22 protein-coding genes are annotated in these 20,503 nt (G+C 64.4%); 8 read left to right on the top strand and 14 right to left on the bottom strand.

Features of this window, described 5'->3' with window-relative positions:
- Positions 1-47 precede the first annotated feature (47 nt).
- Positions 48-437, top strand: a complete 390-nt coding sequence (locus ACN0TK_RS16325) for a tautomerase family protein (RefSeq protein WP_417310595.1) — start codon at positions 48-50, stop codon at positions 435-437.
- Positions 438-554: 117 nt separating this feature from the next.
- On the opposite strand, the gene ACN0TK_RS16320 is transcribed toward ACN0TK_RS16325, so the two are convergent.
- The 8 genes from ACN0TK_RS16320 to ACN0TK_RS16285 form a co-directional block, all read right to left on the bottom strand.
- Positions 555-1,562, bottom strand: a complete 1,008-nt coding sequence (locus tag ACN0TK_RS16320) for a type II secretion system F family protein (protein WP_417310594.1) — start codon at positions 1,560-1,562, stop codon at positions 555-557.
- A 13-nt stretch (positions 1,563-1,575) separates the two neighbouring features.
- Positions 1,576-2,550: a type II secretion system F family protein gene (locus ACN0TK_RS16315; protein WP_417310593.1), complete on the bottom strand. Its 975-nt coding sequence runs from the start codon at positions 2,548-2,550 to the stop codon at positions 1,576-1,578.
- 2 nt (positions 2,551-2,552) lie between these two features.
- Positions 2,553-4,040 carry a CpaF family protein gene (locus ACN0TK_RS16310; RefSeq protein ID WP_417310592.1) on the bottom strand — a complete coding sequence of 496 codons (1,488 nt, stop codon included), beginning with the start codon at positions 4,038-4,040 and terminating at the stop codon, positions 2,553-2,555.
- Positions 4,041-4,055: 15 nt separating this feature from the next.
- Positions 4,056-5,330 (bottom strand): AAA family ATPase, encoded by a 1,275-nt coding sequence (locus ACN0TK_RS16305; RefSeq protein ID WP_417310591.1) that lies wholly within the window; start codon positions 5,328-5,330, stop codon positions 4,056-4,058.
- Between the two features lie 15 nt (positions 5,331-5,345).
- Entirely contained in the window at positions 5,346-6,785 is a 1,440-nt protein-coding gene (locus ACN0TK_RS16300; protein ID WP_417310590.1) for a type II and III secretion system protein family protein, read from the bottom strand.
- 59 nt (positions 6,786-6,844) lie between these two features.
- Positions 6,845-7,762 (bottom strand): Flp pilus assembly protein CpaB, encoded by a 918-nt coding sequence (gene cpaB / locus ACN0TK_RS16295; protein ID WP_417310589.1) that lies wholly within the window; start codon positions 7,760-7,762, stop codon positions 6,845-6,847.
- A 118-nt stretch (positions 7,763-7,880) separates the two neighbouring features.
- Entirely contained in the window at positions 7,881-8,393 is a 513-nt protein-coding gene (locus tag ACN0TK_RS16290; RefSeq protein WP_417310588.1) for an A24 family peptidase, read from the bottom strand.
- 133 nt (positions 8,394-8,526) lie between these two features.
- A complete protein-coding gene (locus ACN0TK_RS16285; RefSeq protein WP_417310587.1) occupies positions 8,527-8,697 on the bottom strand; it encodes a Flp family type IVb pilin in 171 nt (56 codons plus the stop codon).
- A gap of 340 nt (positions 8,698-9,037) precedes the next feature.
- Here ACN0TK_RS16285 and ACN0TK_RS16280 point away from each other — a divergent pair, with 340 nt between their 5' ends.
- The 4 genes from ACN0TK_RS16280 (at position 9,038) to ACN0TK_RS16265 (ending at position 11,416) form a co-directional block, all read left to right on the top strand.
- Entirely contained in the window at positions 9,038-9,493 is a 456-nt protein-coding gene (locus ACN0TK_RS16280; protein WP_417310586.1) for a pilus assembly protein N-terminal domain-containing protein, read from the top strand.
- Positions 9,494-9,579: 86 nt separating this feature from the next.
- On the top strand, positions 9,580-10,164 hold the full coding sequence (locus ACN0TK_RS16275; RefSeq protein ID WP_417310585.1) for a TadE/TadG family type IV pilus assembly protein: 585 nt from the start codon (positions 9,580-9,582) through the stop codon (positions 10,162-10,164).
- A 26-nt stretch (positions 10,165-10,190) separates the two neighbouring features.
- Entirely contained in the window at positions 10,191-10,724 is a 534-nt protein-coding gene (locus tag ACN0TK_RS16270) for a TadE/TadG family type IV pilus assembly protein (RefSeq protein ID WP_417310584.1), read from the top strand.
- A gap of 74 nt (positions 10,725-10,798) precedes the next feature.
- A complete protein-coding gene (locus ACN0TK_RS16265) occupies positions 10,799-11,416 on the top strand; it encodes an HAD family hydrolase (RefSeq protein WP_417310583.1) in 618 nt (205 codons plus the stop codon).
- A gap of 80 nt (positions 11,417-11,496) precedes the next feature.
- Here the strand turns inward: ACN0TK_RS16265 and upp are convergent, their stop codons facing one another.
- From upp to ACN0TK_RS16245, 4 genes are read right to left on the bottom strand one after another with little or no spacing between them, the layout of a single operon-like run.
- On the bottom strand, positions 11,497-12,126 hold the full coding sequence (gene upp, locus ACN0TK_RS16260) for a uracil phosphoribosyltransferase (protein WP_417310582.1): 630 nt from the start codon (positions 12,124-12,126) through the stop codon (positions 11,497-11,499).
- 16 nt (positions 12,127-12,142) lie between these two features.
- Positions 12,143-13,321: a phosphopentomutase gene (locus tag ACN0TK_RS16255; protein WP_417310581.1), complete on the bottom strand. Its 1,179-nt coding sequence runs from the start codon at positions 13,319-13,321 to the stop codon at positions 12,143-12,145.
- Complete coding sequence (gene deoA / locus ACN0TK_RS16250; RefSeq protein ID WP_417310580.1) at positions 13,321-14,637, bottom strand: thymidine phosphorylase; 1,317 nt, start codon at positions 14,635-14,637, stop codon at positions 13,321-13,323. The genes ACN0TK_RS16255 and deoA overlap by 1 nt, the downstream gene beginning before the upstream one ends.
- A gap of 12 nt (positions 14,638-14,649) precedes the next feature.
- Positions 14,650-14,949: a DUF6958 family protein gene (locus tag ACN0TK_RS16245; protein WP_417310579.1), complete on the bottom strand. Its 300-nt coding sequence runs from the start codon at positions 14,947-14,949 to the stop codon at positions 14,650-14,652.
- 184 nt (positions 14,950-15,133) lie between these two features.
- Here ACN0TK_RS16245 and ACN0TK_RS16240 point away from each other — a divergent pair, with 184 nt between their 5' ends.
- The 3 genes from ACN0TK_RS16240 to ACN0TK_RS16230 are packed head-to-tail and all read left to right on the top strand — an operon-like array spanning position 15,134 to position 17,333.
- Positions 15,134-15,727, top strand: coding sequence for a TetR/AcrR family transcriptional regulator (locus ACN0TK_RS16240; RefSeq protein ID WP_417310578.1), 594 nt, complete (start codon positions 15,134-15,136; stop codon positions 15,725-15,727).
- Complete coding sequence (locus ACN0TK_RS16235) at positions 15,724-16,764, top strand: NAD-dependent epimerase/dehydratase family protein (RefSeq protein WP_417310577.1); 1,041 nt, start codon at positions 15,724-15,726, stop codon at positions 16,762-16,764. The genes ACN0TK_RS16240 and ACN0TK_RS16235 overlap by 4 nt, the downstream gene beginning before the upstream one ends.
- An 11-nt stretch (positions 16,765-16,775) precedes the next feature.
- Entirely contained in the window at positions 16,776-17,333 is a 558-nt protein-coding gene (locus tag ACN0TK_RS16230) for a peroxiredoxin-like family protein (protein ID WP_417310576.1), read from the top strand.
- Positions 17,334-17,348: 15 nt separating this feature from the next.
- On the opposite strand, the gene ACN0TK_RS16225 is transcribed toward ACN0TK_RS16230, so the two are convergent.
- A complete protein-coding gene (locus ACN0TK_RS16225; protein ID WP_417310575.1) occupies positions 17,349-17,939 on the bottom strand; it encodes a DUF4893 domain-containing protein in 591 nt (196 codons plus the stop codon).
- A gap of 74 nt (positions 17,940-18,013) precedes the next feature.
- Positions 18,014-20,386 (bottom strand): aldehyde dehydrogenase family protein, encoded by a 2,373-nt coding sequence (locus tag ACN0TK_RS16220; RefSeq protein ID WP_417310574.1) that lies wholly within the window; start codon positions 20,384-20,386, stop codon positions 18,014-18,016.
- Positions 20,387-20,503: the final 117 nt, after the last annotated feature.

Here is a 20,503-nt window from a genome sequence, read left to right as displayed (position 1 = left end):
GGTGTTTCAGACGCCTAGTCTGCAACAAATCAAGAACTGGAACTTAAATGCCCCTCGTCCGCATCGACATGATTGAAGGCCGCAGCGACGCCGAAGTCCAAACCCTGCTCGACACCATCCAAAGCTGCATCGTCGACGCCTTCGGCGTGCCCGACAGCGACCGCTATCAGATCGTGACCGAGCACAAGCCGGGCCGCATGATCGCCGGCGACACGGGGCTGGGGCTGGAGCGGACCGACAAGTTCACGGTGATCCACATCTTCACGTCGCCGCGCACGCCCGAGATGAAAAAGGATCTTTACGCAAAGCTCGCCAAGTCCCTGAAGTCGGCGTGCGGTCTCGATCCACAGGACCTGTTCGTCGCGATGACGCCCAATGGCGTGTCGGACTGGAGCTTTGGCAATGGCGAGGCGCAGTACATGACGGGTGCGCTCTGACAGCCATGCGGGGCGGTGGGGAGACCCGCCGCCCAGCGTACACCCGGCAGCGGTGGCGACAGGCTGCCAGACGGCTATCGCCTTCGCCTGAACGGGGCTGAAACCAGGCCCGCTCCCCTACCCCATGCTCATGTTCTGCTGGAAGACGCGGATGATGGCGGGGGAAATGATGACGATGAAGAGCACCGGCAGGAAGAACACGATCAGCGGCACGGTGAGCTTGGGCGGCAGCGAGGCGGCCTTTTTTTCGGCGTCGTTCATGCGCTGCTCGCGGCCCTCTTCGGCCATGACGCGCAGCGAGGTGCCGACCGAGGTACCGTAGCGATCGGCCTGGATGAGCGAGGTCATCACCGAGCGCACCACATCGAGCCCGGTGCGGCGCCCGAGATTGTCGAAGGCCCGGGAGCGTTCCTCGAGAAAGCTCAGTTCGGCCGTTGTCAGGCTGAGCTCTTCGGCGAGTTCGGGGCTCTGGCCGGCGAGCTCGCGGCTGACGCGCTTGAAGGCGTGTTCCACCGACATGCCGGATTCGACGCAGAGCAGCATGAGATCGAGCGCATCGGGCCAGGCGCGGCGGATGGATTGCTGGCGTTTCTGGGTCTTGTTCTTGAGCATCAGGATCGGCAGGTAGGCGCCGATGAGGCCGACAAGCAGGGCATAGATGCCGTTCATCCAAAGCGGGCGATCGGCGAAGACCGTGAGGCTGAGATAGGCGAAAGCGAGGATGAACAGGACAAAGGGCGTAACGAAACGGGCGAACAGATAGGTGGTCATCGCCGCCTGACCGCGATAGCCGGCGCGGGCCAGCGCATCGGCGGTGCCGGCGTCGACGAAGGCCTTTTCGAGCGAGAAGCGCTTGACCACGTTCTTCATGTAGTCGCGGCCCGCCTGCTGGCGGATGGTTCGGGGTCCGCTTTCGGGCTGCGGGCCGCGCAGTCGCGCCATTTCCTCGGCGCGCATCTTCTCGCGTTCCAGCGCGACACGGCGAATGCGCTGGCGCACCTTCTTTGTGTCGTTGCCGGAAAAGAACGTGGCGCCGATGGTGAAAACCACCGCGGCCGCCGCGACCGCGGCCAGAACGGCGACGAGGAAGCGCGTGTCGGTGAGGGTGGAGATCAGATTTTCCATGCGCCCGGGCCCTCTAGATATCGAACTGGATCATGCGGTTCATGATGAAGCCGCCGATGAACATGAGGATGGCCGCAACGCCAAGACAGATCTTGCCGATATCGGTTTCGATGAGCGGCAGCAGATAGTTCGGCGTCGTCAGCGTGACCAGCAGCGCGACGATGAAGGGCAGCGAGCCAATGATGCCGGCGGAGGCCTTGGCTTCCGACGACATAGCCTTGACCTTGGCCTTCATCTTCTTGCGGTTGCGCAGCACGCGCGCGAGGTTCGTGAGGGCCTCGGACAGGTTGCCGCCGGCCTGGGACTGCACGTTGATGACCACGACGAAGAAGTTCACCTCAGGCAGCGGCACACGCTCGAAAAGCACCATGATGGCCTCGTGCATCGACTTGCCCATCGACTGCTGATCAAGCACGCGCTGGAAATCGGAGCGGATCGGCTCCTTGGCGTCACGCGCGACAACGCGCATGGAATCGTTGAGCGGCAGGCCGGACTTGACGCCGCGCACGATGGCCTCGACGGCATTGGGCAATTCGGCAAGGAAGGCGTTCTGATACTTCTTGCGCCGGTGGTTGAGATACATGCGCGGCAGCAGATAGCCGCCGGCTCCACCGAGCACGAGGCAGTAGAGCAGCTCGACCTGCACGATGAAGAGCACGACGAAAATGATGACGCCGGTGATGACCGAGTTGCGAACAAAGGCCGCCGGCTTGATCTTCATGCCGGCCTGATGGATGCGCGCGGTGAGGCTGATGCGCTGTTTCTGCTTCTGAGCATTGGTCTGATTGCGCAGCGAAGACTGGATCTCGCGGCGGCGCGCCTCGCGATCGCGCGTCGCGGTGGCCTCGATCCGATTGGTGCGGATATCGCCCTGCAGCGCCTTCATGCGTTTGGTGGCGCGGGAGCTGCCGGTGAGCGACGGCACGAGGGCGAAGCCTGCCGCCCCGACGCAAACAATAACCAGGACTGCCAGGATGAGCGGACTCATGGTCACTTGTTCCCCAGGATGTCGTGCTGCTCGATATTGGAGCGTTCCAGCGACTCCACCAGGTTGGCTTCCTCGTTGAAGTAGCGGGCGCGCTCGGTGACCTGCGGCTTGGTGATGCCGGTGGAGTGGTGCTGACCGAGCAGGTTGCCGTTCCCGTCCTCGCCCTTGATGTCGTAAAGGAAGATGTCCTGGGTCACGATGACATCGCCTTCCATGCCGAGCACTTCGGAAATGTGGGTGATGCGGCGCGAGCCATCGCGCAGGCGGGCAGCCTGCACCACGACGTCAATCGAGGAGACGATCATCTCGCGGATGGTGCGCGAGGGCAGCGAATAGCCGCCCATGGTGATCATGGATTCGAGGCGGCTGAGGGCTTCGCGCGGCGAGTTGGCGTGCAGCGTGCCCATCGAGCCATCGTGGCCGGTGTTCATGGCCTGCAGCAGATCGAAGGCCTCGGGGCCACGCACCTCACCCACGATGATGCGTTCGGGGCGCATACGCAGGCAGTTCTTGACGAGGTCACGCATGGTGATCTCGCCCTCGCCTTCGAGGTTGGGCGGGCGGGTTTCGAGCCGGACGACATGCGGCTGCTGCAGCTGCAATTCGGCCGAGTCCTCGCAGGTGATGACGCGCTCGTCCTTTTCGATGAAGCCGGTCAGACAGTTGAGCAAGGTGGTCTTGCCCGAACCGGTACCGCCGGAGATCAGGATATTTGCGCGCACACGGCCGAGAATGCGCAGCACCTCGGCGCCCTCGGGCGAGATGGAGCCGTATTTGACCAGCTGGGAGAGGGTCAGCTTGTCTTTCTTGAACTTACGAATGGTCAGCGCGGCGCCATCGATGGCCAGCGGCGGGGCGATGACGTTGACGCGCGAGCCATCGGGCAGGCGCGCGTCACAGATCGGAGAGCTTTCATCGACCCGGCGACCGACCTGCGACACGATGCGCTGGCACACGTTCATCAGGTGGCTGTCGTCACGGAAGCGCACATTGGTGAGCTTCACCTTGCCGTTGACCTCGATGTAGCACTTCTGGCTGCCGTTCACCATGATGTCGGCGATGTCGTCGCGGGCCAGCAGCGGGTCGAGCGGACCATAGCCGAGGACGTCATTGCAGATGTCCTCGAGCAGGTCTTCCTGCTCGGCGATCGACATGACGATGGATTTGAGCGCGATGATCTCGGCGACGATGTCGCGGATTTCCTCGCGCGCCGCATCCTGCTCCATGGTGGCGAGCTGGCTAAGATCGATCGAGTCGATCAGCGCGTTGAAGATCGCCGATTTGGTCGCAAAATATTCCTTGTCGCGGGCGCCTTGCTGGGGGCCGCTGACATCGACGACGTCGTCAGTGCGCCGCGCCGTGTCGCTGGCACGCGCGAGTTCACGGCCGGACTTGGGCTCCGAGGCGGCCGGAGGAGCAGATTCTACCGGGCGGGGCGCCGGCCGGGCGCCCGGCGTGTTGCCGCCGAAAGATGTGCGCTTGCCGAACATTGGAACCTAGACCTTTCAGGCACGCTTGCGCTTGAGGAAAGACGGAAGCTTGAGACTGGACTTGCCGGCGGCGCGCTCGGGAACGGCGCGGCCGGTGACGTGCATGCCGACGTTACGGAACACCTCATTGGCACGATGCGAGGCGGCAATCTCCGCGATCATCTGGCCATTGTTGGCGGCAGTACCGAAGGTGACCGCGTCGAAGGCAATCTGGCCGATGAGCTGGCATTCGACCGAGGTGGCGAACTCGAGCGGGGCGATCTCGGGCCGGCGTGGCAGACCGATCTGGTTGAGGACCAGCAACGGCTCGCTGTCGGTGGGGCGCATCGCCTTGAGCGTGTCGGAGATGTTCTTGGCATTGCGCAGATTGGCGAGGTCGGGCTCGGCGACGATGATGATCTCGTCGATGGTGGCAATGGTGTGCCGCACCCAGGCATTCCAGGCGTGCGGGATGTCGAGAATGACCACCGGCGCGACGCGCTGACTGAGTTCGATGATCTGCTCGAAGTCGCGCTCTTCGAAATCGAACGGCTTGTCGAGAACGACCGGCGCGGTGAGCAGGTTGACGTGGCTGGCGGCCTTGGACATCAGCCGGTCCAGCATGGTCTGGTCCATCTTCTGATTGGCGCCCAGCGCGTCGGCAATGCCATGCGGCGGATCCTGATTGAAATTCAGCCCGGCGGTGCCGAAGGCGAAATCCAGGTCGAGGATCAGGGTTTCCTGGCGCAGGGTCTGGCTGATGGCCCAGCCGACATTGTGCGCGACGGTGGAGCCACCGGCCCCGCCCTTGGCGGAGATGAAGCCGATGCTGCGGCCGATTGGCGCCGCGCCTTCGGAGGCGAAGAGCTCGGTGATGGCGGTGACGATGACCTGCGCATTGGCCGGCAGGACAATGTACTCCGACACGCCGGAGCGGATGAGGTCGCGGTAGAGGTGCACATCATTGGTGTGACCGAGCACGATCAGCCGGGTGGCCGCATCGCAGACCTCGGCAAGCCGCTCCAGCGCCGAGAGAATTTCCTCAGGCGGCAGCGAGGTTTCGACAATGATGAGATTGGGCGTGGGGTTGGCGCGATAGGTCTCGATGGCGCCGTCGAGCCCACCATTGTGCGTGGTGAGCGCGACTTTGGACATACGCCGGTCCTGCACGCAGGAGTCGACCAGTTCGGCGGTCTGGGACTGTTCGCAGAAGGCCTGGATGGTGATGTGCGGCAGCAGACGGGCACCGGTTGCGATTTCAGTGACGACCTCTTCTTCGGCCCCGCCGCCGTCGCGTGTAAGGAAACTCATGACACTGCTACTCCATCAATCCAGAAGGAAGCCGACGGACCCGTCGTAGCTTCCCCGCATGCCCTGTGGGCCTACGCCGTAAACCTTTTCGATATGACCAAGGAAAATCGCCTCGGCATCGCCCGCGAACTCAAGCTCGTCCGTGGGCAAGATCGGCATGTTGGCAGCCTCGGCGTAATAAGGCGTAACCAGAATGACGAGTTCTGTCTGATTGCGGATGTAGTCGCGCGAACGGAACAGCGCACCGAGGACCGGAATGTCGCCGAGGCCCGGCAGACGGTTGATCTGGGTGCGGACGGTATCCTGCATCATGCCGCCGATCGACAGGGTCTGGCCCACGCCGAGTTCGACCGAAGTCTTGGCCTGGCGTTCCTTGGTGGCCGGGATGGTGATCGGCCCGGCGTTGAAGCCACCTTCAATGGTCGGCTCGGAGACCGAGGTATCGACGACGAGTGCGATCCGGCCACCCGCCTTGATGGTGGGGGTGAACTTCAGCTTCACGCCGAATTCCTTGAACTCGTAGCTGACGGTGCCGTTGGCATCGATGGCCGTCGGGATGGGGAATTCACCGCCGGCGAGGAACTCGGCTTCCTGACCGGAGAGCGCGGTCAGCATGGGTTCGGCAAGCGTGCGCAGCGCGCCATGACGCTCCAGCGCCCTGAGGGTCGCATCGATGCTGAAGCCGCCTCCCGACAGGCCGAAACTGCCGCCAGAGCTGGTCGAGACATTGCTGGACCCGCCCAGCGGCTGCTTGCTGACGATGCCGGTGGCGAGATTGCCGCTGTCGAAGCTGGCATTGAGGTTGATGCCGAGCTGCTTGACCGCCTCGCGCTGCACTTCGGCCACGGTGACCTTGAGCATGACCTGCTGGGCACCCTTGACCGAGATGGCGCTGGCGACATTGTCGGCCGAGCCGGCGAACTGGCTGGCGATGGTAATGGCGGTCTGCACCTGATCGTCGGTCGCGGCATAGCCCGACAGCACGATGCGGTTCACATCCTGGCCGTCGGCGTTCTGCAAGACGACCGATTCCACCCTGATCCGGGCGTCGGGCAGCACGCGGGAATAGGTCTCGCGCAGGGCCGCGGCAACGTTGGATACGGCGGCCTTCACCGACACGTCGAGCACCGTGATGGTACGGCCATGGGCATCGAGAAAGAACATGTTGGTGCTGCCGGAGCCGGTCGACTGGATGACGGCGCGGCGTTTGGAGCGCATGATGGCGTTGGCCACACCCGGCTGGGAAACGATGACTTCCTGGGCGTCAACCGGCAGATCCAGAAGCAGCGACTTGTTGAAGCTCATGTCGACCGTCTGCGTGCTGCCGATCGCATGGGGGCTGATGCGCAAATGCGTGGTCTCTGCAGCGCGCGCAAGGCCGAGGCCAAGCGGCAGCAGCGCCAGCGCCATTCCGAGCAGGACTGCGATAATGGCGATCCGAACGGTCTCGCGCATCAGGGTGCGCTGCGGTGCAGCACCGTCCATAAGTGCGGTAACCCGTGAACTGTTACGCATCATTGAACCTCAAAGACGGGCTGGCCCGGCGTGTCTGCGGACCCCTGGGGAAAGGCGGCGGGGCTGATATCGGGTGACGACGGCTGCACGGATGTGCCGGACATGATGTCATCCTCGCGGCCAAAGCGGATCATGCGGATAGAGCGGCTGGCGTCGGCGCCAGCGCCGGCCGGTGTCATTTCGGATGTGGCTTCGGCGAAGTCGGCCATCGAGCGCAGGGCGAGCGTCAGGGTGCCGACACGGCTGGCATTGATGACTGTTTCGCCCTGTGCCGGGGTCAGCTCGAGAGTCGCGATGGCCGTGTTCTGGAAGACCTCGTTGCGCGGGTCCTGCTCGCCATCGACATTGCCACCTGTGGTGCCGGCCTCGCCGAGGCGCATGCCGATGGCCATGACGCGCACATTGGTGAGCAGCGTCTCGCTGATGATGTTGTTGTTTTCGTTGCGGCTCAGGACAACGTCGACGCGGTCATTGGGGACGACGTAGCCACCGGCAGCGGAGGCCGCGGTGACCTCGACGGATACGGCGCGCATCCCCTGGGCAATGACGGCGGACAGATAGCCCTGACTGGCGCGCACCAGCTTGGCTTCGAGAATGGGTTCACCGGGAAAGAACTCGAAACGGGCGACCGAGTCGCTCATTTCGGTGAGCGCATCCGGAAACGCCTCGCGCTTGATGTATTCGGGGCGGACAGCCAGTTCGGGCCAGTCCTGCCACTCGATGGTCATCTCGCCCAGACGCTGGCCGACGCCGATCTGCGTACGCGCGACCAGTATCTGCGCCTTTTTTTCCTCAATGACTTCGGCAGGTGCGGACACAACGACAGTTGTCGGCGCTTCGCCACGAGTCGCGAGGAATGCCGCAAGGCCACCAGCCACGATGGCCACCAGCAGCAGGATGATGCGCGACGCTCTCATCAAGTTACTCCACTTCAGCCCGGAACGCAGGGACGCCGGGATACTCGGCAACAACTATCGACCCAAACGGTCAAAGTTTGGTTAATCGAAGCTTGTCAATTACGGTTAACGACGGGCTTCAGCCGATAAGTTGCTGAAAGACAAGCGTGTCCGGATAGATGAGAAGCGCGGCAGCGGCGAGGGCTATGCCGTATGGCACTCCGGTCTTTTCGTCATGCAGCCGGTCAAGCCAGACGACATTGCGCAGGCGGGGTGACAGGGGCCAGCGCCGGAACCCCAGAATGATCAGCGTCAGCGCGCCGCCGAGTAGCGAGGCGAAGACGATGTATTGCAGCATCATTGAAAAGCCGAGCCACAGCGCCGTGGCCGCAACAAGCTTGGCATCACCCCCGCCGATCCAGCCGAAAGCGAAAAAGCTGAAGGTGACCGCCAGGGCGGCCGCCGCACAGGCGAGATGCATGCCGATGGTTTCGAGCGGCAGCTGGGCCACGATTGCGACGACAGCGAAGCCGAGCAAGACGGTATAGACCAGGCGGTTGGAGATGCGCATGGTCAGCAGATCCGAGATGGCGGCGAAGGCCATCAGGACCGGAAAGATCAGCAGTGCAAGGGAAGACAGACTAAAGCTCATTGCCGGGCCGACATGCGTTGGACCGGGGGTCCCGGACTTGGGGCCAAGTGTCGACCCGTCATGGTTAACAAAGCCCAAACGAAAAAGGGGGCCGCGAAGCCCCCTTGATCAAATCGTCATGCCTGAAACTGGATCAGGTCGCGCCGTTCAGCTGCGTCGAGATCCTGTTGAACAGGCTGGACAGGCTGCCGCCCAGGGTGGTGGCGGCGGCAATGATGCCGACGGCGATCAGGGCAGCAATCAGGCCGTACTCGATGGCGGTGGCACCGGATTCGTCATTCGCAAAACGAGCGACAGTGTTCATGTTAAGGCTCCTTGCACAGGTCAAACCCCTGCCATCCCACGACGGCTCGGGACGGTTCGACTGGTCACATCGAACTTGCTGTCAAACTAGCCAGCACGTCTTGAAATTGGGTTAACTGCGGAACCTCACCAGTCTAAAACATGCGTATTTTTGCTATTGTCAATACCAACTTAACAGGTTCGATTGACTTTTATTGAAGCCGGCTGGAGCCCCTGATCCGCAACAGTACATTCCAGGCGCAAGGCGATTTAGCAGCACGGGCGCGGCGCTGTTTGGGGTTTCTTCACCATTCGCGGCAAGAATGCATTTACGTACACCACTCGCCAAGCAGGTTCCCACCATGCCCTTACGCACTCTTATGGCTGCCGCCCTCGGTTTCGCACTGGCGATTGCCGCGCCTGCCGTCGCAATGGGCGCCAATACGGGCACGGTGGTGAGCGTCAAGGTAAACATGGCCCGTATCCTGCGCATCAACGCCCCGGCGGCGACCGTGATCATCGGCAACCCCGGCATCGCCGATGTCACCATCCAGGATCCGCAGACGCTGGTGCTGACGGGCAAGAGCTATGGCGAAACCAATCTGATCGTGCTCGACGCCTCGGGCAATCCGATCGCCGACACCATGCTGCAGGTGGTGCAGGACCAGGCCAATGTGGTGACGGTATACCAGGCCGACCGGCGGACCAGCCTGTCGTGCGAGCCGGTCTGTCAGCCGGTCATCATGATCGGCGACGACGCCAGTTTCACCGCGAACGTCATCGCCTCGTCGCGGAACATTGCCGGCGCGGCCAACTGAACCAACAGTTAACCACAAATTCTCACACTCAAATCAAGACGCGATTACTAACACTCGTTTAGGGCGCGCGTGCGAATGTTTGCGCCATGTTGACCCGGCCTCGATACCGCCCACGGCTGCTGCGAACCCTCATTGCCCCGGCTATCCGCCGCGGCGGTGCGTTTGCCGATGACGAGCGCGGCGTGACGGCGATCGAGTTCGGCATTCTGGCGCTGCCCTTTTTCACGATCATCTTCGCCATTCTGGAAACGACGCTGATCTTTTTCGCCGGGCAGATCCTCGATACGGCGACAGCCGACGCCTCACGGCTGATCCGGACGGGGCAGGCCCAGGCCGCCAATTACACCAGCGACAACTTCCGCGCTGAAATCTGCGAACGGCTTTACGGGCTGTTCGACTGTCAGGAACTGCGCATCAGGGTGGATGTGGTCGACAATTTCACCGCCGCGACAATCACCAATGTCACGGAAACGGACGAGGACTGCGACCCGGAGTGCGACTGGACCATCGTGCAGAACTACAACCCCGGCGCCGGCAGCCAGGTGATCCTGGTGCAGGCCTATTACAAGTGGCCGGCCATCGTGAACCTGCCGTGGTTCGACCTGCGCAACCAGCCCGATGGCGTGCGGCTACTGGCCGGCGTCCGCGTGTTCAAGAACGAGCCCTTCTGATGCGCCGGCCAGGACTTTTCACACTGGTGAGGCAGTTTCGGACGCAGGAGCGCGGCGTCGCGGCGGTGGAATTCGCGCTGATCCTGCCGTTTCTGCTGCTGCTCTACTTCGGCACCGTGGAGGCGGCCTCGCTCTACACGGTGGATCGCCGCGTCTATACGATCGCCGGCACGATGGGCGATCTGGTGTCGCGCGAAGACACCTCGATTGCGACCGCGACGCTGAACGACTATTTCGCGGCGGCGCAGAACATCATGCGGCCCTATTCGACCAACGGCTTGCGACAGGTCCTGTCGCTGATTGAAGTGGCCGACGATGGTAGCGTGACGGTGAGCTGGAGCCGCGGCTTCAATGGCGGCATAGCGCGCGAGGCCGACAGCCAATTTCCGCTCGATGCCAACGAGCAGCTCAACCTGATGGCGCGCGGCGATTTCCTGGTCGTTTCGGAAATCGAATATGCCTATACGCCAATGTTCGGCATGGTGATCAGCGGCCCGATCAACCTCAATCGCGCCGAGTATTACCTGCCGCGCTTCGAGGGCGGCATCGCGCTGGACTAGCGGTCGCGCACTGCGCTTGCGGGCATGGGGGCTGCGTGCCATAGGCTGCGGCAACGATACCAGCGAGGCCCGCGATGAACGATACCCTGATCCCCGTATTCGACCTTGGCGGCGTTTTCGTCGACTGGAACCCGATGTACCTGTTCCGGCAGCTGTTCGACACCGAAGAGGATGCGCAGTGGTTCTGGGACAATATCTGCACCCCGGACTGGAACCTGGAGTTCGACGCCGGTGACATCTTTTCCGAAGGCGTGGCGCGGCTGATCACGCGATATCCGCGCTACTGGCGCGAGATCCAGGCGTTCGACCTGCGCTGGAAGGAAACGCTGGGCGAGTTCAACACCGGCACCATCGCCATTCATGACGAGCTGGTCGCCGCCGAGATCCCGACCTTCGCGATCACCAACTTCTCGTGGGAAAAATGGGTGAGCTGCCTCGGCGAATGGACTTTCCTCGAAAAGTTCGACGGCGCGGTCGTTTCGGGTCTCGAAGGGCTGGTGAAGCCCGATCCGCGGATCTATCGCGTGTTCTGCGAGCGCTATGGGCTGGCGCCCGAAACCTGCGTGTTCATCGACGACAGCGAACCCAATGTGGTGTCGGCCCGCAAGTTCGGGATGCAGGCGATCCACTTCACCTCGGCCGAGCAGCTGCGCGCCGATCTCGTGGCGCTGGGCCTACCGCTGAAGGCCTGAGGCTCCCTGCACAGGTTTTGGACCGACGTCCTCCTCCCCTCGCGGGAGAAGGACAGACTGTATTTGGCCCCTGCCCTGCCCTACTTCGTGCCGTACATGCGGTCGCCGGCGTCGCCGAGGCCGGGGACGATATAGCCGAGCTCGTTCAGATGGCTGTCCAGCGATGCGGTGAAGACGGGCACGTCAGGGTGCGCCTCGCTGAATTTCTCGATGCCTTCCGGCGCGGCCAGCAGGCAGAGGAAGCGGATGTTGTTGGCACCGCGTTCCTTGAGCTTGTCGATGGCGGCAATCGAGGAATTGGCGGTCGCCAGCATCGGGTCGACGACAATGATCAGCCGGTTCTCGAGCTCTGACGGCGCCTTGAAGTAATATTCGACCGGCTCGAGCGTCTCGTGGTCGCGATAGATGCCGATATGGGCGACGCGGGCCGCCGGCACCAGATCGAGCATGCCGTCGAGCAAGCCGTTGCCGGCGCGCAGGATGGAGGCGAAGACCAGCTTCTTACCCTTGATGGTGGGCGCCTGCATCGGGCCCATCGGGGTCTCGATGGGGATTTCCTGCAGTTCGAGATCGCGCGTCACCTCGTAGCACAGCAGGTGCGCGATTTCGCGCAACAGGCGGCGAAAGCCAGCAATGGACGTGTTCTTGTCACGCATGATCGTCAGCTTGTGCTGGATCAGCGGGTGATCGACGACAGTTACGCCACGCATCGGCAACCTCGGTGAGCTAGAGAAACGACTTGCCGTGCCGGCCGGGCGCGAGGCCAAGCCAGTGGGCGGCACTTTCCCCTATATCCGCGAATGTTTGCCGGAGGCCAGCGCTTCCGGCAGAAAGCGCGGGAGAAAAGCACAGAATGGGCACCTGCTCGCGCGTATGATCGGTGCCGCGCCAGGTCGGGTCGTTGCCGTGATCGGCGGTGAGGATCACCAGATCGTCGGGCCGCAGCGCGGCAATCAGTTCGGGCAGGCGCTGATCGAAGGCCTCGAGGGCCGCAGCATAGCCCGGCACGTCGCGGCGGTGGCCGTATTCCTGATCGAAGTCGACGAAATTGGTCATCACCAGCGCGCCATCGGCAGCCATTTCCATGGCCTCGAGCGTGCGGTCGAACAGGGCCATATTGCCCGTCGCCTTGATCTTGTGGGTGACGCCGTGGCCGGCGTAGATGTCCGAGATCTTGCCGATGGCATAGACCTGCCGGTCCGCCGCCTTGGCGCGATCGAGCAAAGTCGGCTCGGGCGGGGCAATGGCGAAATCGCGCCGGTTGCCGGTGCGCTTGAAGGTGTCCGCGCTGTCGCCGAGGAACGGCCGGGCGATGACCCGGCCGATGCGCATGGGTTCGGTCAGTTCGAACACGGTCTCGCACAGCGCATAGAGCCGATCGAGGCCGAAGTGACTCTCGTGCGCCGCGATCTGCAGCACCGAATCCGCCGAGGTGTAGAAAATCGGTTTTCCGGTGCGGACGGACTCCTCGCCCAGTTCGGCGATGATCGTCGTGCCGGAGCTGTGCTTGTTGCCCAGAATGCCCGGCAGTTCGGCGCGGGCGATGACCGCGTCGGTGAGCGCCTTGGGAAAGGCCGGTTCGGCGACTGGGAAATAGCCCCACTCGAAAGGCACCGGCACGCCAGCGATTTCCCAATGGCCCGAGGGCGTGTCCTTGCCCTTCGAGACTTCGCGACCGACGCCCCAGCGGCCTCCGGTCGGCTGGTTGGTGAGGCCGGACGGCACGCGGCCGGTCGAGAGTTCGGCGGCCGCCCCGAGCCCCAAGGCATCCATGGTCGGCAGGTGCAACGCAACCGTCTCGGCGATGTGGCCGAGCGTATCGGCACCGGCATCGCCGTAGTCATCGGCATCGGGCGCCCCGCCGATGCCGAAACTGTCGAGAATGCAAAGGATGACGCGTGGCATCAGCTGGCCCCGGTTGGTGGAAGGGTTGCGGTGATGAGCTTGTGGCTGGGCGCGGTTTCGCCGATGGTGAAGGCCGCGCGCAGCTGCGCCGTTGCCAGATCGGCGGTCGCGGCATCGGCGGCATGCACCCGCCCGATCGGCGTGCCGGGCGACACCGTGGTGCCGATGGGGACGAGGGCATCGAAGCCGACATCGTAGCGGATGGCATCGCCGGGCTGGCGCCGACCACCGCCCAGCGCGACGACGGCCATGCCGACGGCCCTCGTGTCGATTGCAGCAATGGTGCCGTCGCTTTCGGCGGTGACATCGCGCACCACGGGCGCGATGGGCAGATGCTGGTCCATGCGCTCGATGAAATCGGCAGGGCCGCCGAGCAGCGCCACCATCCGGCCGAAGCGCTCGGCGGCGCGCCCGGTCGCCAGCGCGTGTTCGGCGGCGCTATGCGGGTTGGCGTGGCCGGTGAGCCCCATCACCGCGCCGGCGAGCGCCAGCGTGACCTCGCGCAAGCGCGGATCCTGATGGCGGCCGGTGAGGAAATCGACAGCATTGCGGATTTCGAGCGCATTGCCGGCAGCGCTGGCCAGTGGCTCGTTCATGTCGGTGATCAGCGCCGTGGTGCGCAGGCCGGCGCCATTGGCCACCGCCACCAGCGCCTCGGCGAGAGCGCGCGATTTTTCCGGCGCCGCCATGAAGGCACCCGAGCCGGTCTTCACGTCGAGCACCAGACCATCCAGCCCGGCGGCGAGTTTTTTGGAGAGGATCGAAGCGACGATCAACGGGATGGAGGCGACCGTGCCGGTGACATCGCGGATGGCGTAGAGCTTGCGATCGGCTGGCGCGAGATCGGCCGTGGCGCCGATGATGGCGCATCCGGCCTCATTCACGGTGCGGCGGAAGAGGTCCAGATCGGGCTGGGTCTCGTAGCCGGGGATGGCATCGAACTTGTCGAGCGTGCCGCCGGTGTGCCCGAGCCCACGCCCCGAGATCATCGGCACATAGGCGCCGCAGGCCGCGAGGATGGGCGCCAGCATCAGCGAGACATTGTCGCCGACGCCGCCGGTCGAATGCTTGTCGAGCACCGGGCCGTCGAGCCCCGACCAATCGAGCACGTCGCCGCTGTCGCGCATGGCGAGGGTGAGCGCGACGCGCTCGGGATCACTCATGTCGTTGAAGACGATCGCCATGGCCAGCGCCGCAGCCTGAGCGTCGGAGACGCTGCCATCGGTCAGGCCGGCAATGAAGGTGCCGATCTCGTCAGCGTCGAGGGCCAGGCCATCGCGTTTCTTGCCGATGACCTGCTGGGGAAGAAATACCATTCACACTCTCGTTCAGTGCCCGGCCAGGCGATAGAGCCGGACGGGCGGCTTTTCGGCCCGCGCAATGAGTTTTTTCGCTTCGAGATCGAGCTGCACGCATTTGACCCACCAGCCGGCCTTTTCGCCGCCGGGGAACAGCTCTGCCGGCAATTTTGGCTTCACGGCGGCGATGACATCGGCAACCTTCATGCCGGGCACATCTGACGGCAGGACGGCCAGCATGGCTTCGCGCATGGCCGCGTATTTGGCGGCATTGGCGCGGTAGGTCTTGCCCGGATGGGTGACGTTCTCGACTTCGATGGTCTCGGACATACACGGCTCCCCTCTCCCGCCGCACTGAACCACCGGAGACCCATCGGGGCAAGTGTGACGCGTGGCCGAAGGCCGATACCCGCGCCGCTATGAGCGCCGCCCAAGCCCACTCCGCACCGACGAGACTTGACATTTCGCCAAACAAGTAAGAATTCTTACTCAATATTGATGGTGGAGAAGGCAGATGCGGGCGAACAAGGGTGAGCGGCTCAGGGCGGCAGCGGTGCAGATGGCCTATGAGCAGGGGCTGGAGCGGTTGACGCTGGCCAATGTGGCGGCGGCGGCAGAGATGCCGCTCGGTAGCCTCTACTACTATTTCAAGACGCGGGACGACGTGGCCGAGGCCGTTGCGACCGATCTCTCCGGGCAGTTTCTGGACCGCAAGGCGGATTGGGACGCGGCGGGATCGCCTGCCGCAGCGCTCAAAGGTTTTGCCCGGATGTCGATCGCGCTCGAAGGGCAACTGGCCCGCTATGGCTGCCCGGTCGGCACGCTGCTGGCGCAGACCGGAAAGCTGGCCGAGCCGACAGAGACCCGAGCCGGTCAGGTGCTGGTCGAACTCACCGGCTGGGCCGCAACGCAGTTTGCCGCGCTGGGTCTCGCTAAGGACGCGGCACAGGCCGAGGCGCGGCGGATGCTGCGCGGGCTCGAGGGCGCGGCGATGATGGCGCATGCGACCGGCGACACGCTGCACGTGCGCGAAGCGGTGACCGAGATCGAGGCGCGGATCGACGCACTCGCGCCGGAACAGGCTGAAATTTCAGGAGAAGATGCATGAGCAGACAGATGGACCCCGCCATCCGGCGGGTGGTGGTGACCGGCGCGACAGGATTTCTGGGCAAGGGCATTCTGAGGGCGCTCGCGACACGTGATATCGAGGTGATCGCAGCCTGCCGTACACCGGGCAAGCTCCCCGCGGGGTTCTCCGGCAAGGTGCTGGCCGGCGACCTGACCGATGCGGGGTACCGGCAGGAACTGGCCCAGGCCGGCGACGCGATCGCCCATGCAGGCACCTGGGGCGCCTTTTACGGCCATGCCGAGGCAGAGCGCGCGCTGTTCTACGAACCGGCGCGCGACCTGATGCAGCGCGCCATCGCGGCGGGCGTGAAGCGCTTTCTCCTCGCCTCGACGGTGGCGATCGGCGAACGGCCGGCCGATGGCGGTCCGGTCGATGATTTCAGCCCGACGCACAAGGTGGGGTTCTGGCCGCATCTCGACCTGTTGATCGACCTCGACACCGAGATGCGCAGACTGGCGACGGCGGCGACCCGCATGGTGACGATGCGGCTCGGCCATTTCGTCGGGCCGGGCAACAGCCTCGGCGTCGTGCCGGCGCTGATCCCGCGGCTTGGCACGCGAATGGTCCCCTGGCTCGGCCGCGGCACAGCGCGGATGCCGATGGCCACGGCCGGTGACATGGGCGAGGCATTTGCTCTCGCGGCGACGGTGGACGGGATCGCGGCTTATGAAAGCTTCAATGTGCACAGCGGCCAGATGCCCAGTTCACGTGAGGTGATCACCGCCATCGCGCAGGCAGCCGGCAAGCCCTTGCCGCTGTTTTCGGCGCCCTACCCCGCGGGCTATGCCTTCGGCGCGCTGATGGAGGCCCTGCCCTTCAACCCGCCCTTTCTCACCCGCTCACTGGTGCATGTGAGCGAGGACTGGAACACGCCGATCACCCACGCCGAGACGGTGCTGGGGTACGTGCCGCGCGACGACTGGCGGACGGCCGTCGCCGCATCGGTGGCGGAGCGTCGGGCCATGGGCTTCGCCTCGCCGGCTTTGGCGCAAAAATTGCCCGCGGCGGCGCTGTGAGGGCCGGGGCGATGGGCAAGCTCAGAGAAGGCCAGATGGCACCGGCGTTCGAAACCGTGGATCATTTCGGCGCGCCGGTGTCGCTCAAGGCGCTGCGCGGACAGCGGGTGTTGCTGAGCTTTTACCGCTATGCCTCGTGCCCGCTGTGCAACCTGCGGGTCAATGCGCTGATCAGGCAGTATCCGGCGCTGGCGGGGGACGGGCTGAGGGTGATCGGCGTGGTGCAATCGCCGGCCGCGGAGATCGCCCGCTATGTCGGGCGGCAGGATGCGCCCTTCCCCTTCGTGCCGGACCCTAAACAGCTGCACTACAAGCGCTGGGGCGTGGAGCCGAGCTGGCGCGGCTTCTTCGTCGCGGCGACGAAGCTCGGGAAGGTCGTGGATGCGGCGAAAGCAGGGTTCTGGCCGGGCTGGATCTCGGGGCCGATGCACCAGATGCCGGCCGATTTCCTGATCGACGAAGCGGGCCGGCTGGTCCGCTGCCACTACGGGCAGGATGCCGGCGATCACCTCGACTTCGCCGACATCGTGGCATTTGCGCGGAGCGGTCGGGTGACGGAGGGGGTCTAGCCCCTCCCAGGGCCCTCACTCCGCCGGTTCGAGGACGATCAGATCGTGCACGGATTCGAAGTGCGGGCTGGGCAGTTCGAGCACGTAGCGCGGCGTGTCGCCGGCGACGCCGTAGAGGCAGCCGATCTGGTCACGCTCCGGGTCATCGCCATAGGCGCGCGGCGCTTCGTCGGCATAGTGGCTGGCACCGACATAGGCCAGCGCGCCATCGGCCGGATAGAGTGCGCCGGAAAAGCGCTGCGAGCCGGAGGTCTTTTCGATCGTCGTGCCGCCCTCGCCGATTGTGCAGGCGAACCAGCCGTAGGGGGTCAGCGGCAAAAGGCCACCGAGCTTGATGGTGCGGCAGCGATAGGCCCCGTCCGGGAGCCCCTCGGCAACGGCGCGGTCGGGGGCCATCAGCCCGGAGACCAGTCGTCGGTCCTCGGCACTGTCGGCCGTGAGGGCTTCCGCCAGACCTTTGGACCGCGAAGCGAAGAAATTGGCAAAACGGGCCTCGTCGTCAGAGCTTAGCTCGACGTCGGCACCGACGTCGCAGGAACGGGTCTGCGCGATGGCCGTGGTGGAGGTCAGCGCCAGGAGCAAGGCGGTGGCGATCAGGCGTTTCATGGCGATGGTCCTCGCTTTACCAATGTGACGATGGACGAGGTGACTGAAATCCCCGCCCTCCGGCCTTTTCCTGACTACGCCCCGTAAGGCACCCAGACGTTCTTGATCTGGGTGGCGCGGCGGAGGAAATAGTCGCCCTCGAACAGCGCCTTGTCGGCGAGATCGTAATAGAGCCCGCGGCTGGTCCAGGTCTGCTTGACGTTGCCCGCCGAGGCCTTCTCGACCATCGTCGAAATCTCGGCATTGGCGGCGGCCCAGACGGCATCGACGCCATCGTGCTCGGCGAGAGTTTTCGCCAGCGTCGCGGTGTCGCCGGTGACGATATTGAGAACGCCCGCGGGCACGTCCGAGGTTTCGAGCACCTGGTAGAGGTCGGTGACCGACAGCGGCGCGCGCTCGGACGGCACCAGCACCACCGTGTTGCCCATGGCGAGTGCCGGTGCGATGAGCGCGATGGAGCCGAGCAGCGGGCGCGAGGGCGGCGCGAGAATACCCATGACGCCGAGCGGCTCGACCATGGCGACGGCCACGGTGCGGCTGGGCGGATTATGGACCATGCCGTCATATTTGTCGGCCCAGCCGGCAAAGGCAAAAAGCCGTTCGACGCTGGCGGCGACTTCGGCAGTGCCGTCTTCACCGGTCTGCGCCTTGATGCGGGCGGCGAACTCGGCGGCGCGGTAGTCGAGGTTTTCGGCGAGATAGTAGAGCACCTGGGCGCGGTTGTGCGCCGTGGTGGTGGCCCAGCCGGCGGCGGCGCGCGCGGCCTCGACGGCGTTGCGGATATCCTTGCGGTTGCCGTCGCCCACCTCCCCGACGAGGCTGCCATCGGGGCCGAGGACGGGCCGCGAATAGCCGCTGTCTGGGCGCGCCTGCTTGCCGCCGATATACATTTTCGCCGTTCGGTCGATGCCGGCATCGCCGTCGAGGGGGTTTTTCGGCTTGGCGGCGACCGCCTTTGCTGCCGGGGCGGGCTTGAGCGCCTTTTCCCAGGCGGGCTTCAGATAGGCGCCCATGCCTTCCTTGCCGCCCTCGCGGCCAAAGCCGGATTCCTTGTAGCCACCGAAGCCGACAGCAGCATCGAAATTGTTGGTGCCATTGACCCAGACCACGCCGGCCTTGAGCTTGGGCGCGATGTCGAGCGCGAGATTGACGTTCTCGGTCCAGACCGTCGCGGCGAGCCCGTAGCGCGTGTTGTTGGCCAGCGCCACCGCCTCCTCGGGCGTGCGGAAGCTCATTTCGACCAGCACCGGCCCGAAGATCTCCTCGGACGCCACGGTATTGGCGGGCGACACATTGGTGATCAGCGCCGGGCGCAGGAAGCAGCCGGATTTCGGCAGGTCGACATCGGGTTCATAGAGCGTGCCGCCTTCGGCGACGCCTTGCTTGACCAGTTCGGTGACGCGGGCGACCTGCACCGGGGCAACGAGCGCGCCAATGTCCACCGCCTTGTCGAGCGGATCGCCGACACGCAGCGTTGCCATGCGCTTTTTCAACTTGTCGAGGAAACGGGTTTCGATCGATTCCTGCACCAGGAGCCGCGAGCCGGCGCAGCAGACCTGGCCCTGATTGAACCAGATGGCATCGACGAGGCCTTCGATGGCGCTGTCGAGATCGGCATCGTCGAAAACGATATAGGGCGACTTGCCGCCGAGCTCGAGGCTGATGCCCTTGCCCGAGCCGGCCGTCGCGGCGCGGATGATCTTGCCCACCTCGGTGGAGCCGGTAAAGGCGACCTTGTCGACATCCTTGTGCTCGGTGATGGCGGCGCCGGTTTCGCCCTCGCCGGTGACGATATTGACGACGCCCTTGGGCAGCCCGGCCTTGTCACAGATTTCGGCAAAGAGCAGCGCGGTCAATGACGTGAATTCGGCGGGCTTCAGCACCACCGTGTTGCCCGCGGCCAGCGCCGGCGCAATCTTCCAGGCGAGCATCAGCAGCGGGAAATTCCAGGGGATCACCTGGCCGCAGACGCCATAGGGGACGTGACCCGGGAACCCGCGCTCAAGATGCTGCGCCCAGCCGGCGTGATGGTAGAAATGCCGCGCCACCAACGGGATATCGACGTCGCGGCTCTCGCGGATCGGCTTGCCGTTGTCCAAGCTTTCGAGCACGGCGAAGAGCCGCGAGTGCTTCTGCACCAGCCGGGCGATGGCATAAAGATATTTGGCGCGCGCATAGCCCGAAAGCGCCGACCATTTCGGGAAGGCGCCGCGGGCGGCCTTCACCGCCGCATCGACATCGGACTGGCTGCCATTGGTCAGATCGGCGAGTTTCTTGCCGGTGGCCGGATTGTCCGTCGCGAAGCCCTTCCCCGGCTTGGTCCATTTGCCATCGATGAAATGCCCGAACCTGCCGTCATGACTATCGATCCAGGCGAGCGCGAGATCGGCGCTTTCGGGCGCGGGGCCATATTCGAGGGAGGTGAAGATGTCAGCGATCTTGTTCATTGGGTCACTCCAGCGATGTCCGTGGCCGGACCTCGTCCTTCGACAAGCTCAGGATGAGGTCCGTTGACCCCATGCCGTGTGACGCCCTCCTACTGAGCCTGTCGAAGCAGGAGGGCG

Source organism: Devosia sp., assembly GCF_048261455.1.
Classification (GTDB): Bacteria; Pseudomonadota; Alphaproteobacteria; order Rhizobiales; family Devosiaceae; genus Devosia_A.
This window is presented reverse-complemented; position numbering and strand designations above follow the sequence as displayed.

What these genes read in the sequence shown, in the direction of transcription:
- ACN0TK_RS16320 (WP_417310594.1), bottom strand. Translation starts at nt 1,562, where the DNA reads ATGGAAAATCTGATCTCCACCCTCACCGACACGCGCTTCCTCGTCGCC.
- deoA (WP_417310580.1), bottom strand. Translation starts at nt 14,637, where the DNA reads ATGGTATTTCTTCCCCAGCAGGTCATCGGCAAGAAACGCGATGGCCTG.
- ACN0TK_RS16235 (WP_417310577.1), top strand. Translation starts at nt 15,724, where the DNA reads ATGAGCAGACAGATGGACCCCGCCATCCGGCGGGTGGTGGTGACCGGC.
- ACN0TK_RS16310 (WP_417310592.1), bottom strand. Translation starts at nt 4,040, where the DNA reads ATGTTCGGCAAGCGCACATCTTTCGGCGGCAACACGCCGGGCGCCCGG.
- ACN0TK_RS16265 (WP_417310583.1), top strand. Translation starts at nt 10,799, where the DNA reads ATGAACGATACCCTGATCCCCGTATTCGACCTTGGCGGCGTTTTCGTC.
- cpaB (WP_417310589.1), bottom strand. Translation starts at nt 7,762, where the DNA reads ATGAGAGCGTCGCGCATCATCCTGCTGCTGGTGGCCATCGTGGCTGGT.
- ACN0TK_RS16290 (WP_417310588.1), bottom strand. Translation starts at nt 8,393, where the DNA reads ATGAGCTTTAGTCTGTCTTCCCTTGCACTGCTGATCTTTCCGGTCCTG.
- upp (WP_417310582.1), bottom strand. Translation starts at nt 12,126, where the DNA reads ATGCGTGGCGTAACTGTCGTCGATCACCCGCTGATCCAGCACAAGCTG.
- ACN0TK_RS16245 (WP_417310579.1), bottom strand. Translation starts at nt 14,949, where the DNA reads ATGTCCGAGACCATCGAAGTCGAGAACGTCACCCATCCGGGCAAGACC.
- ACN0TK_RS16225 (WP_417310575.1), bottom strand. Translation starts at nt 17,939, where the DNA reads ATGAAACGCCTGATCGCCACCGCCTTGCTCCTGGCGCTGACCTCCACC.
- ACN0TK_RS16305 (WP_417310591.1), bottom strand. Translation starts at nt 5,330, where the DNA reads ATGAGTTTCCTTACACGCGACGGCGGCGGGGCCGAAGAAGAGGTCGTC.
- ACN0TK_RS16315 (WP_417310593.1), bottom strand. Translation starts at nt 2,550, where the DNA reads ATGAGTCCGCTCATCCTGGCAGTCCTGGTTATTGTTTGCGTCGGGGCG.
- ACN0TK_RS16325 (WP_417310595.1), top strand. Translation starts at nt 48, where the DNA reads ATGCCCCTCGTCCGCATCGACATGATTGAAGGCCGCAGCGACGCCGAA.
- ACN0TK_RS16300 (WP_417310590.1), bottom strand. Translation starts at nt 6,785, where the DNA reads ATGCGCGAGACCGTTCGGATCGCCATTATCGCAGTCCTGCTCGGAATG.
- ACN0TK_RS16230 (WP_417310576.1), top strand. Translation starts at nt 16,776, where the DNA reads ATGGGCAAGCTCAGAGAAGGCCAGATGGCACCGGCGTTCGAAACCGTG.
- ACN0TK_RS16255 (WP_417310581.1), bottom strand. Translation starts at nt 13,321, where the DNA reads ATGCCACGCGTCATCCTTTGCATTCTCGACAGTTTCGGCATCGGCGGG.
- ACN0TK_RS16285 (WP_417310587.1), bottom strand. Translation starts at nt 8,697, where the DNA reads ATGAACACTGTCGCTCGTTTTGCGAATGACGAATCCGGTGCCACCGCC.
- ACN0TK_RS16240 (WP_417310578.1), top strand. Translation starts at nt 15,134, where the DNA reads ATGCGGGCGAACAAGGGTGAGCGGCTCAGGGCGGCAGCGGTGCAGATG.
- ACN0TK_RS16220 (WP_417310574.1), bottom strand. Translation starts at nt 20,386, where the DNA reads ATGAACAAGATCGCTGACATCTTCACCTCCCTCGAATATGGCCCCGCG.
- ACN0TK_RS16280 (WP_417310586.1), top strand. Translation starts at nt 9,038, where the DNA reads ATGCCCTTACGCACTCTTATGGCTGCCGCCCTCGGTTTCGCACTGGCG.
- ACN0TK_RS16275 (WP_417310585.1), top strand. Translation starts at nt 9,580, where the DNA reads ATGTTGACCCGGCCTCGATACCGCCCACGGCTGCTGCGAACCCTCATT.